The sequence below is a fragment of the Pseudomonas sp. P867 genome, assembly GCF_019891455.1.
Classification (GTDB): Bacteria; Pseudomonadota; Gammaproteobacteria; order Pseudomonadales; family Pseudomonadaceae; genus Aquipseudomonas; species Aquipseudomonas synxantha_A.
In genome coordinates, this window is the sequence record NZ_JAFLXB010000010.1 from 131,986 (window position 1) to 149,531 (window position 17,546).

The following is a 17,546-nucleotide window of genomic DNA, read 5'->3' on the forward strand; positions in this document are numbered from 1 at the left end:
CCTGTTTCAGGAGTGAAGTATGAGTGTTGATTTACCCGTAGACGGCACCCTCGACGCCACCGGCCTCAACTGCCCGGAGCCGGTGATGATGCTGCACCAGCACATCCGTGACCTGCCGGCGGGCGGCTTGCTCAAGGTGATCGCCACCGACCCGTCGACCCGTCGTGATATTCCCAAATTCTGCGTGTTTCTTGACCACGAACTGGTGGATCAACAGGAAGATGCTGGCACCTACCTGTACTGGATCCGCAAAAAAGCCGATTAAGCCAGCGCCTTTTCGGCACGAATGCGCCGGCGTGCACTGCGCGCCAGGCGCACCAGCAACATCCCCGCCGCACAGCTCAAACCCACGATCAGCCCTTGCCATAAACCGCTTGGGCCGCTGGGTTCGCCGAGCCAGTCGGTCAGCCCTAGGGCATAACCCACCGGCAGCCCCACGCCCCAATAGGCGAACAAGGTCAGCACCATGGTCACCCGGGTGTCCTGGTAGCCGCGCAAAGCACCGGCGGCAGTGACCTGAATCGAGTCGGAGAACTGGAACAGCGCCGAGAACACAATCAGCATCGACGCCAGGTGGATGACCACCGGGTCGGGCGTGTAGATCGCCGCGATCTGCTCACGAAACACCAGCATCAGGCTGCACGACAGGCACGCATAGGCCAGTGCAGTGCCCATGCCGACCCCGGCGGCGAAGCGCGCTTCACGCGGTTCGCCACGCCCCAGGGCCTGGCCGACGCGCACGGTCACGGCCATGCTCAGGGAGTAGGGGATCATGAATACCAAAGAACTGACATTCAACGCGATCTGATGGCCGGAAACCACGGTGGCGCCCAGGCTGCCAAGCAACAGGGCAATCACCGCGAATATGCTCGACTCGGCGAAGATCGCTACGCCAATCGGCAGGCCGATGCCCAGGATGCGCTTGATCACCGCCCATTTCGGCCAGTCAAAGCGCTTGAACAGTTCGCTGCTCTGGTACACCGGACCCCAGCGCGTCCAGCCAGCCAGGCCGAGCATCATCACCCACATCGCAATGGCCGTGGCCCAGCCGCAACCCACGCCGCCCATGGCCGGTACGCCGAAGTGGCCGTAGATGAAGATGTAGTTCAGCGGAATATTCAGCGCCAGACCGCACAGGCCCATGACCATGCTCGGCCGCGTACGGCCCAGGCCATCACTGAAGCAGCGCAGCACGTAATACAGCGCAATTGCCGGCATCCCCGCGGCGATGCCATGCAGGTAACCCATGGACGGCTCGATCAGGTCTGGCTCGACCTTCATCGCATGCAGGATGGGCTCGGCACACAGCAACAGCACCGCACCGCAGAGGCCGACCACCACGGCCAACCACAACGATTGGCGCACCAACGGCCCGATCTCGGTGAGTTTGCCCGCGCCATAGCGCTCGGCCACTTTCGGCGTGGTGGCCAGCAAGGTGCCGGTCATCAGCAGGTACACCGGGATCCAGATCGAGTTACCCAGGCCGACCGCCGCAAGGTCCTGGGGGCTGACACGCCCGGCCATCACCGCATCGACAAAACTCATCGCAGTAGTTGCCAATTGGCCGATCATGATCGGCAAGGCCAGCGTCAGCAGGCCGCGCACTTCCCGGCTGATGCGGGCTGGGCGGGAAAGGGTAGCGGTGGCAGTGTTCACGTACAGGTGTCCAATAAAAAAGCAGTCGCAAGGACGGCGGATTCTACGCTTTGACGCAGTGGTCAGGAAAAAACCTGTGTTGCTGATTTGTAATGCAGCCCCACAGGGATCTGTTGTGTTAGTTGAATCCCATGCCTGTACACTGCTGATCCGCCAAAGGAGCCTGCCATGCTGATTGTTGCCGACGAAAATATTCCGCTGCTTGATGACTTTTTCCAGGGGTTTGGCGAGATTCGCCGCGTGCCTGGGCGGTCCATCGACCGCGCTACCGTCGAGCAGGCCGACGTGCTGCTGGTGCGCTCGGTGACCAACGTCAACCGTGCCCTGCTCGAAGGCAGCAACGTACGCTTTGTCGGCACCTGCACCATCGGCACCGACCATCTGGACCTGGACTTTTTCAAGCGGGCAGGGATCCAGTGGGCCAGCGCGCCTGGCTGCAATGCGCGGGGGGTTGTGGATTACGTACTCGGCAGCTTGCACACCCTGGCCGAAATCGAAGGCGTCGAGTTGGGCTCGCGCACCTACGGTGTCGTCGGTGCCGGTGAGGTGGGCGGGCGACTGGTCAAGGTCCTCAAGGGCCTGGGTTGGAACGTGCTGGTGTGCGACCCGCCGCGCCAGATCGCCGAGGACAGCGACTACGTCAGCCTGCAACAGATCATCGAGCAGTGCGATGTGATCAGCTTGCACACGCCGCTGATCAAGTCCGGCAATGGCGCCACCTGGCATTTATTCGACCGCCAGCGCCTGGGGCAACTCAAGCCCGGCACCTGGCTGATCAACGCCAGCCGTGGCGCGGTGGTGGACAACGCCGCGCTGCGCGAGGTGCTGCTGGCCCGTGAAGACCTGCAAGCGGTGCTGGATGTGTGGGAAGGCGAGCCGCAAGTGGACGTCGACCTGGCTGACCTGTGCGTGCTGGCCACGCCGCATATCGCCGGCTACAGCCTCGATGGCAAGCAGCGCGGCACCGCGCAGATCTACCAGGCATTTTGCGCGCACCTGGGCCACGAACCGAGCGTTCAGCTCAGTGATTTATTGCCGGCACCGTGGCTGGCCGAAGTCCACCTGGACGCTTCAACCGATCCGGCCTGGGCACTGGCGGCCCTGTGCCGCAGCGTGTACGACCCGCGCCGTGATGATGCAGATTTTCGTCGCAGCCTGGTGGGGACCGTGCAGGAGCAGCGCCAGTCCTTCGATTTGCTGCGCAAGCACTACCCGCAGCGCCGTGAGATAGATGGCCTGAAAGTGCGCATCAAGGGCGAGTCGACGGCGCTGTCGGCTATCGTTTCGGCTCTGGGCGCTGAAACGCTGTAAACACCCATAAAAAACCCGGCCACCTGGGCCGGGTTTGAAAGAGCGTGGGCGCTTCAGCCTTGCTGGGCAGGTTTGACCAGTCGCTGTTCCAGCTCGCTGCAGGCTTGCTGGATCATCTCTTCGGTAATCTGCACCTCGCGGCCCTTGGCATCGATATACGAGCAAGGCAACACCTGCTGCTGGCGGATCACTTCAATCTTGGCGTTGCTGCTATCTTGCAAGGTCATGGCCTGTCTCCTCATCAGGTTGTGTACCTATCTTAAATCCCCCGCATGAACGCGCTGTTACAACTCCTTGCACGCTCATCGGTTCGAACACCCAGTCCACCAGAAACCGGTACATATTTCCAGATGAGTCTTAGACCGATAGCCTCTAGCGGCCTGTATCGGCGGGCATAATTAACCTGACTCATTGTTATTTGCGCAAGTTCCCCCAATGTTGAAGTACAGATTCCTCATTGGTGGTGCCTTCCATGCTCTCAACCCGTCAACGCCGTGCGATCCGCCTGGCCAGCCGCTTTATTGCGCCCTACCGCTGGCAGGCCCTGGGCGCCTTGCTGGCGCTGATCGTCACCGCCGGCATCACCTTGTCCATGGGGCAGGGCATTCGCCTTCTGGTCGACCAGGGTTTCATGACCCAGTCACCGCACTTGCTCAACCAGTCCATCGGCTTGTTCATGGTGCTGGTACTGGGCCTGGCTGTGGGTACGTTCACGCGGTTTTACCTGGTGTCGTGGATTGGCGAGCGCGTGGTGGCCGATATTCGCCGGCAAGTGTTCAATCACTTGATCTACCTGCACCCAGGCTTCTATGAGAACAACCGCAGCTCGGAGATCCAGTCGCGGCTGACCACCGATACCACGTTGCTGCAATCGGTGATCGGCTCATCGCTGTCGCTGTTCCTGCGCAACGCCCTGATGGTCATCGGCGGCATCGTGTTGCTGTTCATCACCAACCCTAAACTCACCAGCATCGTGGTGGTGGCGCTGCCGCTGGTACTGGCGCCGATCCTGATCTTCGGGCGCCGGGTGCGCAGCCTGTCGCGTCTGAGCCAGGATCGTATTGCCGACGTCGGCAGCTATGTCGCCGAGACCTTGGGCCAGATCAAAACGGTGCAGGCCTACAACCACCAGGTGCAGGACGAACAGCGTTTCGCTGTTACCGTGGAGGACGCGTTCACCACCGCACGTAAACGCATCCTGCAACGCTCCTGGCTGATAACCCTGGTGATCATGCTGGTGCTCGGCGCCGTGGGCGTGATGCTATGGGTAGGCGGCATGGACGTGATCAGCGGGCGCATTTCCGGCGGTGAGCTGGCGGCGTTTGTGTTCTATAGCCTGATAGTCGGCAGTGCGGTTGGCACTCTGAGCGAAGTGCTCGGCGAGTTGCAGCGCGCTGCCGGTGCGGCCGAGCGTATCGGTGAGCTGTTGCAGTCGAGCAACGACATCCAGGCGCCGGCCGATGGCAGCGAACGCTTGCCGCAGCGGGTCAGTGGCCGCATGGAGCTGCAAGATCTGCGCTTTTGCTACCCCTCACGGCCGGACAGTTACGCCATTGATGGCTTGAACCTGACCATCAATCCCGGCGAAACCCTGGCGCTGGTAGGCCCATCAGGCGCGGGTAAATCGACAATCTTCGACCTGCTGCTGCGCTTCTACGATCCCCAGCAAGGGCGCATCCTGCTCGAAGGCCGCCCGCTGACCGAGCTGGACCCCCTGGACCTGCGTCGCCACTTTGCACTGGTGTCCCAGAGCCCGGCGCTGTTTTTCGGCAGCGTCGAGGACAACATTCGCTACGGCAACCCGTCCGCCACCATGTCCCAGGTCGAAGCCGCTGCGCGCATCGCCCACGCCCACGATTTCATCCTGCAGATGCCCGACGGCTACCAGACCCACCTCGGCGACGGTGGCATGGGCCTCTCTGGCGGCCAGCGCCAACGCCTGGCCATCGCCCGCGCCTTGTTGGTCGACGCGCCGATCCTGCTGCTGGACGAAGCCACCAGCGCCCTCGACGCGCAGAGTGAGCACCTGATCCAGCAAGCGCTGCCGCAATTGATGCAAGGAAGAACCACGCTGGTGATCGCTCACCGTCTGGCGACCGTCAAGAATGCCGATCGAATAGCGGTGATGGATCAGGGCAAACTGGTGGCGGTGGGCACGCACCAGGAGTTGATTGCGAGCAATCCACTGTATGCGCGGTTGGCGGCGCTGCAGTTCAGCGCAGATCACTAGCGCCACAAGCATTGCAGAAATACCAATGTGAGAGGGGGCTTGCTCCCGATAGCAGAGTGTCAATCAGCAGTTTTGTTGCTGACCCACCGCTATCGGGAGCAAGCCCCCTCCCACATTGGAAGAAGGTTCAGTGCCTTACTGGTCGTCGAAGTACCGCTCATGCCAATCCACCAGCGGCTGCGGCGAATTGAGCTTCTGCCCGTAGATCACCGAATAAGACAGCACGTTCTGCACATACTGGCGGGTTTCGTCGAACGGGATGCTTTCAACCCACACATCGAAGCTCAGGTGGTCTGCACCGCGCAGCCATTGGCGCACGCGGCCGGGGCCGGCGTTGTAGGCGGCGGAAGCGAGCACACGGTTGCCGTTGAACTGGCTGTGCACCTGGCTCAGGTAGGCGGCGCCGAGCTGGATATTTTTATCCGGGTCCAGCACCTGGGCCGGGGAGGCCAGGGGGATGCTGAATTTGCGTGCGGTTTCCTTGGCGGTGCCGGGCATCAGTTGCATCAACCCGCTGGCGCCCACGCCGGAGCGGGCGTCGTCCATAAACGCGCTTTCCTGACGCGTGATGGCAAATATCCAGCTTGAATGCAGGCCGCGCACTTTGGCTTCGCGCACCAATGTGTCGCGGTGCGCCATCGGGAAGCGGATGTCCAGGTCGTCCCAGTACTGCGCCTGGCTGATGGTACGGATCGCCGGGAAGTACCACTTCATGTCGTAGGCCAACTTGGCCTGGGCGACCATTTCGTCACGGTTGAAGTGCCGGCTGACGTGGTACCACTCGCGGCGACCGTCCACGATCTGGCCACGGGCGTAGAACTCCAGCGCACGGCGCACCCCAGGAGTATTGCGCACCTTGTTGACCAACGCCTGGCTCATCACCAGCGGTTTGTTGTTCAACTGGTAAGGGGATTTGGAACGGTCAGCGGCGAGGAAGCCGTAGAAGTCCCGTTCCTTGGCCACGTTTTTGTACAGCACCAGGGCCTGCGCGTTTTTCGGTTCGGCCAGCTCCAGGCTGCGCGCCTGCCAGTAGCGCCAGCGGTTAGTGGTGGCCAGGTCTTGTGGGAGTTTGCGGGTCAACTGGTAGGCATCTTCCCAGCGTGCCAGGCGCAACAGCAGGCGCAGGCGCCATTCGGACACGGTGTTGTCGCGCAGTTCCGGGTCGTACTTGGTCATCACGTCCAGCGCACGTGGGTCGAAGCGCTTGGCCAGGGTCAGGCCAATCTCGCGGGCAATCGACACCTTTTCGTCACGGGAGAAGTGCATGCTGCTGGCGTAGCCGTCGAGCAGGGCCATGGCCTTGTCCGGATCCTGGCGGGCCAGGCGGCGCAGGCCCAGGCCGACGGCGTCAGACATCGCCTCGGTGGCCGGCAGGAAGCGTGACGGATCGCTGAGCATGTCAGGCTTTTGCGCCACATCCACCATCAGGCGGCCTTGGACGCCGAGGGTTGGCAGGGTCTTCACCAGGCTGTTGGCCAGCGCGTAATTGCGGGCTTCGGCGGCGAGCTTGGTGCGGTCCCAAATCTTCTGTTCGGTCAGTTGGCCGGCAGCGGCCCATTGGCCGAAGGTGGCGTCACAGGCGGCGGGCTGGGATTTGCCGGTCATCCACAACTTTTCGGCGGTCTTGTAGCCTTCAGCTTTCAGATTGTGGCTGAGCTGGTACTGGCCATGCAGGCAGTCCAGCTCGACGAAATTGAGCTTGGTGTCGTAGTACTTTTCAAAGGTCTGCCAATCGCCACGCTCGGCCAGCCAGCGCAGCCAACGCAGTTTCATCCAGTTGGCCTGGGGCAGGTCGCCGTGTTTGGCGAGGAACTGTTCGATTTCCTCGTTGCTCGCGGTTTTCAGGCGTGCAGTCAGCTCGTCATACGCCAGGTACGGCGTGAGCGGGTAGTCGGCCAGGGCCTGGCTGTATTGCATGTACGGGCCGCTGTCGCCCTTGGCCAGGGCGCGTTTGGCTTGATCGTAATACTGACGTTGGGTGGTGAGGTCCACCGCCTGGGCGGTTTGAACGGCAGTGGCGGAAAGAAGCAGACAAGATAAAAAGTTGAAAAGGCGACTGCGCATGAGACGTCCGTGCAGAGAAATCACGACTAGCACCGGCACTGCCGACACTGATTGCCCCTAGCTTAGCCTTTTGCCAGCGGCCCGCGAAAGCTTTGCCGTCTGGTTCGTTCAAGTTCGCCGGAAATGTCCTACAGAACGTGTCAATAGAGAAAATGCCGACCGCATCCCACCCTCAAGTCAGGTAGAATGCGCGCCCAGTTTTTGGAGAAGCGTATGACCCTGCTCAAATTCAGCGATGTGTCCCTTGCTTTCGGCGCCATGCCGTTGTTGGACAAGGTGTCCTGGCAGATCGCCCGTGGTGAGCGGGTGTGCATCATCGGCCGCAACGGCACCGGCAAGTCCAGCATGATGAAGCTGGTAAAAGGCGACCAGAAGCCTGATGACGGCTCTGTCTGGCGTGCCCCGGGCCTCAAGATCGGCGAATTGCCGCAAGAATTGCCGGTGGCCGACGGACGGACAGTGTTCGACGTGGTTGCCGAAGGCCTGGACGGCGTCGGCGAGTTGCTCGCGCAATACCATCACCTGGCGCAGAACTGCGTCACCGAGGAAGACCTGGACAAGCTGATGCACGTCCAGCAAGACCTCGAAGCCCGTGATGGCTGGCGCTTGCAGCAACTGGTGGACAGCACCCTGAGCCGCCTGCAACTGCCGGCCGACAAGACCCTCGCCGAATTGTCCGGGGGCTGGCGTCGCCGTGTGCTGCTGGCCCAGGCCCTGGTGTCCGAGCCGGACCTGCTGTTGCTCGACGAACCGACCAACCACCTGGACATCGGCGCCATCGCCTGGCTTGAAGAAGCCATCAAGGACTTCCAGGGCGCCGTGCTGTTTATCACGCACGACCGTGCTTTCCTGCAGAGCCTGGCCACGCGCATCCTCGAGCTGGACCGTGGCGGCCTGATCGACTGGAACGGCGACTACGCCAGCTTCCTGGTGCACAAGGAAGCCGCCCTGGCTGCCGAAGAAACTGCCAACGCGCTGTTTGACAAGAAGCTGGCCCAGGAAGAAGTCTGGATCCGCCAGGGCATCAAGGCCCGTCGCACCCGTAACGAAGGCCGCGTACGTGCCTTGAAAGCCTTGCGCGTGGAGCGCAGTGAGCGCCGCGAGCGTACCGGCAAGGCCAATATCCAGCTGGACACCGCCGACAAGTCGGGCAAGCAGGTAATGGTGCTGGAGAATGTCAGCTTCCATCACCCGGACGGCCCGTTCCTGATCAAGGACTTCTCCATGGTCCTGCAACGCGGCGACCGTATCGGCCTGCTGGGCGCCAACGGCACCGGCAAGACCACCTTGCTCAAGCTGATGCTCAGCGGTCTGCAGCCGACCAGCGGCAAGGTGGAAGAGGGCACACGCATCGACGTGGCCTACTTTGACCAGTTGCGCCACCAGTTGGACCTGGAAAAGACCGTGATCGACAACGTCGCCGAAGGTCGCGACTTTATCGACATCGACGGCCAGAGCCGCCACGTACTCAGCTACCTGGGCGACTTCCTGTTCAGCCCGCAACGTGCGCGTACGCCGGTCAAGGCCCTGTCTGGTGGTGAGCGCGCGCGTTTGCTGCTGGCCAAGCTGTTCAGCAAACCGGCCAACCTGCTGGTGCTCGACGAACCGACCAACGACCTCGATGTGGAAACCCTCGAGTTGCTCGAAGAAGTGCTGCTGACGTTCAACGGCACTGTGCTGATGGTCAGCCACGACCGGGAATTCCTCGACAACGTGGTCACCAGCACCCTGGTCTTTGAAGGTGAAGGCAAGGTGCGCGAATACGTCGGTGGTTACCAGGACTGGTTGCGTCAGGGTGGTTCGCCACGTCTGCTGGGCGTGACCGAGAGCAAGTCCGGCAAGGCCGACCTGAATACGGCGGTGGTGGCTCCTGTGCAAGAGGCTGCACCGGCCCAGGAAGCTGCACCCGCGGCCAAGAAGAAGCTCAGCTACAAGCTGCAGCGTGAGCTGGAAGCCTTGCCGGGTGAGATCGACGCCAAGGAACAGCAGATTGCTGCGGTCGAAGCTGAAATGGCTGACGCCGGTTTCTATCTGCGACCCGCGGCTGAAACCGCCAAGGTCATCGCTTCCCTGGAGACGTTGAACCAGGAGCTGGAAGCGTTGGTTGAGCGTTGGGCCGAGCTGGATGCCTGAGTAATCGCACCGCAATAAAAAAGCCCGGCACTCTTCTATGAGCGCCGGGCTTTTTAATATGAAATGCGATTCAACTGTGGGAGCTGGCTTGCCTGCGATAGCGGTGTAACAGCCACCTGATGCATCAACTGACAGGCTGCTATCGCAGACAAGCCAGCTCCCACATTAGACCTTCATCGGTCTTACGAACTCTTTGCCAGTTTGACGGCCAGTACATCGCAAGGCGCGCCGTGCAATACATCATTGGCGGTGGAGCCCAGCAACAGTGCCAGGCCATGACGGCCGTGGCTGCCGACCACGATCAGGTCACAGGCCTTTTCCTTGGCCAAGTGGTGGATTTCCTGACGCGGTTGGCCGTATGTCAGGTGGCAGTCTTCCTTTTTCAGGTGCGGGTATTTGAGAATCAAACGGTCCAGGCGCTCCTTGGCCTGGTCGAATTGTTGTTGCTGCAACTGGGAAAGGTCCATCGGTACGTCACCGCCAAAGGCCATGGCCATGGGCTCGACGATATGCACCAGCGACAGTATGGCGCCATTGGCCAATGCGGATTCCTGCGCGCGCTTGATCACCGGATCGCACTCTTCGGTCAGATCGACAGCGACCAGAATATGTTTGTAGGGCATGAGGCGTTCCTCCAAGGGACTGCAATAAGTTCAGTATGGCTGCTTTCAAGCGGATGGGGTTGCGTCAGGTCAAATCCGCTCATCTAGAAATTCGGGAGTACACATATGACGGTGTGGATAGTGGTGTCAATCCTTGCGGTGGTTTTAAGCCCCCTGGCCTGGCTGCGCCCGTCGCGTGGGCAGAGCGGGCGCATGGCCCTGCGCATGGAGGCACGCCGCATCGGCCTGGCCATGCAGTTGGCGCCCCAGGAATGGCCGCACTGGCTCAAGCAAGAGCCGCCGAGCCCTTGTGCGCAGTACTGTCGACCGCGGCGTGGGAGCACGCCGGCCATCTGGAGTTACTGGCAGTTGGAGCCGGGTGTGTGGGTCAATCAATGGCGCGAAGAGTGTGTGGATGAAAAGTTGTTGCCGTATTTTGCGACGCTGCCGGCGAACGTCTACAAGGTCGAGGCCGACAAGCAGATGATCGCCTTGTACTGGGGCGAGAAGGGCGACATGAGTGTGTTGAAGGATATTGATGCGTTGCTCAGGGCCTTGGCCTGACACTCCTACAGAGGCCGGGCAATAAAAAGCCCGACTTCATCATCGGGCTGGAGGTGGCCAGGCAGGCCGGTAAATCTGCAAGTTCCCGCTAGCCTAGCCGTATATCCCTTTCTGTACAGCCGCTTCCCACATCTTTTCTATTATTGATCTTGTGAATATTTGAATATTGACGGGTTGCCTGCCTGTGGTCCGGGTTCTGAAATGACTGGAAAGTCGCGTTTTTCCTAGCCTTTGGAGCGATTGACAATTGCTCGGAATTGGATGAAGGTGGCGTACCCAAATCAAACGGGCGTATGAATTGAGCGTTTGTCCTACAGGCAGCTCATACATAACCCCGACTATCGCACTGGCGGGTGTGCCTGGCGGATGGGTTTGAGCATTGATGCGACTGTCAACGTCAAACCAGAGGCCAGCGTCCGGTGTGTACTGTTCAGCTTCCATATCGTGGAGATCAGTTGATGATTTACGAAGGTAAAGCCATCACGGTTAAGGCTCTTGAAAGTGGCATCGTCGAATTGAAATTCGACCTCAAGGGTGAGTCCGTCAACAAGTTCAACCGTCTAACCCTGAATGAATTGCGTCAGGCCGTAGACACCATCAAAGCAGATGCTTCGGTCAAGGGCGTGATCGTCTCCAGCGGCAAGGACGTGTTCATCGTCGGCGCTGACATCACCGAATTCGTCGACAACTTCAAGCTGCCCGATGCCGAGCTGGTGGCTGGCAACCTCGAAGCCAACAAGATCTTCAGCGATTTCGAAGACCTCAACGTGCCGACTGTTGCCGCGATCAATGGCATTGCGTTGGGTGGCGGCCTGGAAATGTGCCTGGCAGCGGATTTCCGCGTCATGTCCGCGACCGCCAAGATCGGCCTGCCGGAAGTCAAACTGGGCATCTACCCGGGCTTCGGCGGTACCGTGCGCCTGCCGCGCCTGATCGGTGCCGACAATGCGATCGAATGGATCGCCGCCGGTAAGGAAAACAAGGCCGAGGACGCACTGAAGGTCGGTGCCGTCGACGCAGTGGTGGCTCCGGACAAACTGGCCGAAGCCGCGCTGAACCTGATCAAGGGCGCCATCAGCGGCGAATTTGACTACAAGGCCAAGCGTCAGCCGAAGCTGGAAAAACTCAAGCTCAACGCTATCGAACAGATGATGTCGTTCGAAACCGCCAAAGGTTTCGTGGCAGGCCAGGCCGGTCCGAACTACCCGGCCCCGGTTGAAGCGATCAAGACCATCCAGAAGGCCGCGAACTTCGGTCGCGACAAAGCCCTGGAAGTGGAAGCGGCAGGCTTCGTCAAACTGGCGAAAACCTCGGCGGCCCAGAGCCTGATCGGCCTGTTCCTGAACGATCAGGAACTGAAGAAAAAGGCCAAGGCCTACGACGAAATTGCCAAGGACGTGAAACAGGCTGCCGTACTCGGCGCCGGTATCATGGGCGGCGGTATCGCCTATCAGTCGGCGTCCAAAGGCACGCCGATCCTGATGAAAGACATCAACGAGCACGGTATCGAGCAGGGCCTGGCCGAAGCCGCCAAGCTGCTGGTGGGCCGCGTTGATAAAGGTCGTATGACCGCTGCAAAAATGGCCGAAGTGCTCAATGGCATTCGTCCTACGCTGTCCTACGGCGATTTCGGCCACGTCGACCTGGTGGTCGAAGCGGTTGTCGAGAACCCGAAGGTCAAGCAGGCGGTATTGGCTGAAGTGGAAGCCCAGGTCAAAGATGACACCATCCTGGCCTCCAACACCTCGACAATTTCCATTTCGCTGCTGGCCAAGGCCCTCAAGCGTCCGGAAAACTTCGTCGGCATGCACTTCTTCAACCCGGTGCACATGATGCCGCTGGTGGAAGTGATCCGTGGCGAGAAGTCCAGCGAGCTGGCCGTTGCCACCACCGTTGCCTACGCCAAGAAAATGGGCAAGAACCCGATCGTGGTCAACGACTGCCCGGGCTTTTTGGTCAACCGCGTGCTGTTCCCCTACTTCGGCGGTTTCGCCAAGTTGGTCAGTGCCGGTGTGGACTTCGTGCGCATCGACAAGGTCATGGAGAAATTCGGCTGGCCCATGGGCCCGGCGTACCTGATGGACGTGGTCGGCATCGACACCGGCCACCACGGCCGCGACGTGATGGCTGAGGGCTTCCCGGACCGCATGAAAGACGACCGCCGCTCGGCGATCGACGCGCTGTACGAGGCCAAGCGCCTGGGCCAGAAGAACGGCAAGGGCTTCTACGCCTACGAGGCCGACAAGAAGGGCAAGCAGAAGAAAGTCGCCGACCCGTCGGTGCACGAAGTGCTCGCTCCGGTCATCTACGAACAGCGTGAGGTGTCGGACGAGGACATCATCAACTGGATGATGATCGCCCTGTGCCTGGAAACCGTGCGTTGCCTGGAAGACGGCATCGTCGAAACCGCCGCCGAAGCCGATATGGGCCTGGTGTACGGTATTGGTTTCCCTCCATTCCGTGGTGGTGCACTGCGCTACATCGATTCGATCGGTGTGGCCGAGTTCGTTGCCCTGGCTGACAAATACGCTGATTTGGGCCCGCTGTACCACCCGACCGCGAAGCTGCGTGAAATGGCCAAGAATGGCCAGAGCTTCTTCGGTTAAGCGCCCAATCGACTAGAGCGAGAATATTTATGAGCTTGAATCCAAGAGACGTCGTGATTGTCGACTTCGGTCGTACTCCGATGGGCCGCTCCAAGGGCGGCATGCACCGCAACACCCGCGCTGAAGACATGTCGGCGCACCTGATCAGCAAGCTGCTGGAACGTAACGTCAAGGTTGACCCGAACGAAGTCGAAGACGTGATCTGGGGCTGCGTTAACCAGACCCTGGAGCAGGGCTGGAACATCGCGCGCATGGCGTCGTTGATGACTCAGATCCCGCACACCGCAGCCGGCCAGACCGTCAGCCGCCTGTGCGGCTCGTCGATGAGCGCGCTGCACACCGCTGCACAAGCGATCATGACCGGCAACGGTGATGTATTCGTGGTCGGCGGCGTGGAGCACATGGGCCACGTCAGCATGATGCACGGCGTCGATCCCAACCCGCACATGTCGCTGTACGCGGCAAAAGCCTCGGGCATGATGGGTCTGACCGCAGAAATGCTCGGCAAGATGCACGGCATCACTCGCGAAGCCCAGGACGCGTTCGGCCTGCGTTCCCACCAGCTCGCCCACAAGGCGACCGTGGAAGGCAAGTTCAAGGATGAGATCATCCCGATGAACGGCTACGACGAGAACGGTTTCCTGAAACTGTTCGACTACGACGAAACCATTCGTCCGGACACCACCCTGGAAAGCCTCGCGGCGTTGAAGCCTGCGTTCAATCCAAAGGGCGGCACCGTGACAGCCGGTACGTCGTCGCAGATCACCGACGGTGCTTCGTGCATGATCGTGATGTCGGCGCAGCGTGCCCAGGACCTGGGTATCCAGCCGCTGGCCGTGATCCGTTCGATGGCGGTAGCAGGTGTGGACCCGGCGATCATGGGCTATGGTCCAGTACCGGCCACACAAAAAGCCTTGAAGCGCGCGGGCCTTTCCATCTCCGATATCGACTTCTTCGAGCTCAACGAAGCTTTCGCCGCACAGGCCCTGCCAGTGCTGAAAGATTTGAAAGTACTCGACAAGATGAACGAGAAGGTTAACCTGCACGGCGGTGCGATTGCCCTGGGCCACCCATTCGGTTGCTCCGGTGCACGTATCTCCGGCACTTTGCTTAACGTGATGAAGCAAAATGGCGGCAACCTCGGGGTTGCTACCATGTGCATTGGTCTCGGCCAAGGCATCTCCACCGTCTTCGAACGCGTCTAAACGTTCGGTTGACGGAAGCCGGGGCCAAGTGCCCCGGTTTTTGTTTTTTGGAACTTTTTAATATTTTTTTTCAACAAATTTTGTACGAGGGCCAGAGCATGAAAGTTGAACCAGGGCTCTACCAACATTATAAGGGGCCGCAGTACCGCGTTTTCAGCGTGGCACGGCACTCCGAAACCGAAGAAGAAGTGGTGTTTTACCAAGCACTGTATGGCGAATACGGCTTTTGGGTGCGTCCCTTGAGCATGTTCCTGGAGACCGTTGAAGTTGACGGCGAGCAGGTCCCGCGCTTTGCTTTGGTCCAGGCCGAACCCAGTCTTTTTAAAGGGCAATAACGGCAGGTCGCGCAGAATGCTGCGCTTGACCTCACCTTGTTGCCACTATATATAGCGTTGCCGCGACAGGCGCCAACTGCCTTTCACTTCTCGAATTCAGGAATTTTCCGATCCATGGGCAAATCGCTGGTCATTGTGGAATCCCCGGCTAAGGCCAAGACCATCAACAAGTACTTGGGCAACGAGTACGTGGTGAAGTCGAGTATCGGCCATATCCGAGACCTGCCCACCAGCGGTTCGGCTAGCGCCAGCAAGGAGCCTGCCGCCAAGCGCGGCAAGGCGGCTGCGGGCGAAGGTCCGGTGCTCAGCCCTAAAGAGAAAGCGCGCAAGCAGCTGGTCTCGCGCATGGGTGTGGACCCGGACCATGGCTGGAAGGCCAAGTACGAAATCCTTCCGGGCAAGGAAAAGGTCATCGAAGAGCTGCGCCGGCTCGCCAAGGATGCTGACACCATCTATCTCGCGACGGACTTGGACCGCGAAGGGGAAGCCATTGCCTGGCACCTGCGCGAAGCCATCGGCGGTGATGACAGCCGCTACAAGCGTGTGGTGTTCAACGAAATCACCAAGAAAGCCATCCAGGAAGCCTTCTCCAAGCCGGGCGAGCTGGATATTGACCGCGTCAACGCCCAGCAGGCCCGTCGCTTCCTCGACCGCGTCGTGGGCTACATGGTCTCGCCACTGTTGTGGGCGAAAATTGCCCGTGGTTTGTCCGCCGGCCGTGTGCAATCGGTAGCGGTCAAGCTGGTGGTAGAGCGTGAGCGTGAGATTCGTGCGTTCAACCCCGAAGAATATTGGGAAGTGCACGCCGATCTCGGCACCGCCAAGGGCGCCAACGTGCGCTTTGAAGTGGCCCGCGAGAAAGGCGAGGCCTTCAAGCCGCTGAACGAAGCCCAGGCCATGGCCGCGCTGGAGAAGCTCAAGGCCTCCAGCTACAGCATCGTCAAGCGCGAAGACAAACCGACCAGCAGCAAGCCGTCGGCGCCGTTTATCACTTCTACCCTGCAACAGGCCGCGAGCAACCGCTTGGGCTTCGGGGTGAAGAAGACCATGATGATGGCCCAGCGTCTGTATGAAGCCGGTTACATCACCTACATGCGTACCGACTCCACCAACCTGTCGCAAGACGCGGTGGCGATGGCGCGCACGTATATTGAAAGCGAGTTCGGCAAGACCTATCTGCCGGAGAAGCCGAACGTCTACAGCAGCAAGGAAGGCGCACAAGAGGCTCACGAAGCGATTCGTCCTTCCGACGCCAACACCACGCCCGCCAAGCTGAGCGGCATGGAGCGTGACGCTGAGCGCCTCTACGAGCTGATCTGGCGCCAGTTCCTGGCCTGCCAGATGCTGCCGGCGCAATACCTGTCTACCACTGTCAGTGTGGGCGCTGGCGACTTCGAGCTGCGCGCCAAGGGCCGTATCCTCAAGTTCGACGGCTACACCCGTGTCATGCCGCAAATCGCCAAGCCTGGCGATGACGACGTGCTGCCGGACATGGCCCAGGGCGATACGTTGAAGCTGATCAAGCTCGACCCATCCCAGCACTTCACCAAGCCACCGGCGCGTTATTCCGAAGCCAGCCTGGTGAAAGAGATGGAAAAGCGCGGTATCGGTCGCCCGTCGACCTATGCAGCGATCATTTCTACCATCCAGGACCGTGGCTACGTCGCGCTGCACAACCGTCGTTTCTATTCGGAAAAGATGGGCGATATCGTTACCGAGCGCCTGTCCGAGAGCTTCTCCAACCTGATGGACTACGGCTTCACCGCCGGTATGGAAGAGAACCTCGATGACGTGGCCCAGGGCGAGCGCGACTGGAAAAACGTGCTGGATGAGTTCTACGGCGACTTCAAGAAAAAACTCGAAGTGGCCGAGAACCCTGAGAGCGGTATGCGCGCCAACCAGCCGGTGATGACGGATATTCCGTGCACCACCTGCGGTCGACCAATGCAGATTCGTACCGCCTCCACGGGCGTGTTCCTCGGTTGCTCGGGCTACAGCCTGCCGCCCAAAGAGCGCTGCAAGGCGACCGTCAACCTGGTGCCGGGTGATGAAATCGCGGCTGATGACGAGGGTGAATCCGAGTCGCTGGTGCTGCGTGGCAAGCACCGTTGCCCGATCTGCAGCACGGCGATGGACGCCTACCTGCTGGACGAGAAGCACAAGTTGCACATCTGCGGTAACAACCCCGATTGCAATGGCTACGAGATCGAAGAGGGCACCTACCGCATCAAAGGCTATGAAGGTCCGAGCCTGGAATGCGATAAGTGCGGCAGCGAGATGCAGCTCAAGACCGGCCGTTTCGGCAAGTTCTTCGGCTGCACCAATCCTACCTGCAAGAACACGCGCAAACTGCTCAAAAGCGGTGATGCGGCGCCGCCGAAGATGGATCCGGTGAAGATGCCGGAGCTCAAGTGCGAAAAGGTCAACGACACCTACATCCTGCGTGACGGTGCTTCGGGGCTGTTCCTGGCTGCCAGCCAGTTCCCGAAAAACCGCGAGACCCGTGCGCCGCTGGTGATGGAGATCGTGCCGCACAAGGACGAGATCGATCCGAAGTACCACTTCCTGTGTGAAGCGCCGAAGAAGGACCCGGATGGTCGCCCAGCCGTAATCCGCTACAGCCGCAAGACCAAGGAGCAGTACGTGCAGACCGAAGTGGACGGCAAGCCTACTGGCTGGAAAGCGTTCTACGACGGCGGCAAGTGGAAGGTCGAGGACAAGCGCCAGGGCGCTTGATCCGTCGGATGCGCTGAAGATCCAAATGTGGGAGGGGGCTTGCCCCTGATGAGGGAGTGTCAGTTGATACATCTGTAACTGACCCACCGCCATCGGGAGCAAGC

General features: G+C 60.3%; 13 protein-coding genes. 9 read left to right on the top strand and 4 right to left on the bottom strand.

Features of this window, described 5'->3' with window-relative positions:
- Positions 1–19 precede the first annotated feature (19 nt).
- On the top strand, positions 20–265 hold the full coding sequence (gene tusA, locus J1G33_RS19055; RefSeq protein ID WP_032877224.1) for a sulfurtransferase TusA: 246 nt from the start codon (positions 20–22) through the stop codon (positions 263–265).
- Here tusA and J1G33_RS19060 read toward each other — a convergent pair.
- Entirely contained in the window at positions 262–1,656 is a 1,395-nt protein-coding gene (locus tag J1G33_RS19060) for an MATE family efflux transporter (RefSeq protein ID WP_032877223.1), read from the bottom strand. The genes tusA and J1G33_RS19060 overlap by 4 nt on opposite strands.
- 168 nt (positions 1,657–1,824) lie before the next feature.
- Here J1G33_RS19060 and pdxB point away from each other — a divergent pair, with 168 nt between their 5' ends.
- Positions 1,825–2,967: a 4-phosphoerythronate dehydrogenase PdxB gene (gene pdxB / locus J1G33_RS19065; RefSeq protein WP_223018544.1), complete on the top strand. Its 1,143-nt coding sequence runs from the start codon at positions 1,825–1,827 to the stop codon at positions 2,965–2,967.
- 53 nt (positions 2,968–3,020) lie between these two features.
- Here pdxB and J1G33_RS19070 read toward each other — a convergent pair whose 3' ends face one another.
- The gene (locus J1G33_RS19070; protein WP_057013325.1) at positions 3,021–3,194 is read right to left on the bottom strand and encodes a PA1571 family protein; all 174 of its coding nucleotides are present in this window, start codon (positions 3,192–3,194) and stop codon (positions 3,021–3,023) included.
- Between the two features lie 236 nt (positions 3,195–3,430).
- Here J1G33_RS19070 and J1G33_RS19075 point away from each other — a divergent pair, with 236 nt between their 5' ends.
- Entirely contained in the window at positions 3,431–5,197 is a 1,767-nt protein-coding gene (locus tag J1G33_RS19075) for an ABC transporter transmembrane domain-containing protein (protein WP_223018569.1), read from the top strand.
- 135 nt (positions 5,198–5,332) lie between these two features.
- On the opposite strand, the gene J1G33_RS19080 is transcribed toward J1G33_RS19075, so the two are convergent.
- Positions 5,333–7,261, bottom strand: a complete 1,929-nt coding sequence (locus J1G33_RS19080; protein ID WP_223018545.1) for a transglycosylase SLT domain-containing protein — start codon at positions 7,259–7,261, stop codon at positions 5,333–5,335.
- A gap of 213 nt (positions 7,262–7,474) precedes the next feature.
- Between J1G33_RS19080 and J1G33_RS19085 the strand changes: the two genes are divergently transcribed.
- On the top strand, positions 7,475–9,394 hold the full coding sequence (locus J1G33_RS19085) for an ATP-binding cassette domain-containing protein (RefSeq protein ID WP_223018546.1): 1,920 nt from the start codon (positions 7,475–7,477) through the stop codon (positions 9,392–9,394).
- 182 nt (positions 9,395–9,576) lie between these two features.
- Here the strand turns inward: J1G33_RS19085 and J1G33_RS19090 are convergent, their stop codons facing one another.
- Positions 9,577–10,017 (bottom strand): universal stress protein, encoded by a 441-nt coding sequence (locus J1G33_RS19090; RefSeq protein ID WP_005786147.1) that lies wholly within the window; start codon positions 10,015–10,017, stop codon positions 9,577–9,579.
- Between the two features lie 105 nt (positions 10,018–10,122).
- Between J1G33_RS19090 and J1G33_RS19095 the strand changes: the two genes are divergently transcribed.
- The 5 genes from J1G33_RS19095 (at position 10,123) to topA (ending at position 17,442) form a co-directional block, all read left to right on the top strand.
- On the top strand, positions 10,123–10,560 hold the full coding sequence (locus J1G33_RS19095; RefSeq protein WP_032877219.1) for a hypothetical protein: 438 nt from the start codon (positions 10,123–10,125) through the stop codon (positions 10,558–10,560).
- Between the two features lie 458 nt (positions 10,561–11,018).
- Positions 11,019–13,166, top strand: coding sequence for a fatty acid oxidation complex subunit alpha FadB (gene fadB, locus J1G33_RS19100; RefSeq protein WP_005786151.1), 2,148 nt, complete (start codon positions 11,019–11,021; stop codon positions 13,164–13,166).
- A 29-nt stretch (positions 13,167–13,195) separates the two neighbouring features.
- Positions 13,196–14,371, top strand: a complete 1,176-nt coding sequence (fadA, locus tag J1G33_RS19105) for an acetyl-CoA C-acyltransferase FadA (protein WP_005786153.1) — start codon at positions 13,196–13,198, stop codon at positions 14,369–14,371.
- A gap of 98 nt (positions 14,372–14,469) precedes the next feature.
- On the top strand, positions 14,470–14,706 hold the full coding sequence (locus J1G33_RS19110) for a DUF1653 domain-containing protein (protein WP_032803813.1): 237 nt from the start codon (positions 14,470–14,472) through the stop codon (positions 14,704–14,706).
- A gap of 114 nt (positions 14,707–14,820) precedes the next feature.
- Positions 14,821–17,442 carry a type I DNA topoisomerase gene (gene topA / locus J1G33_RS19115; protein ID WP_005786156.1) on the top strand — a complete coding sequence of 874 codons (2,622 nt, stop codon included), beginning with the start codon at positions 14,821–14,823 and terminating at the stop codon, positions 17,440–17,442.
- Positions 17,443–17,546: the final 104 nt, after the last annotated feature.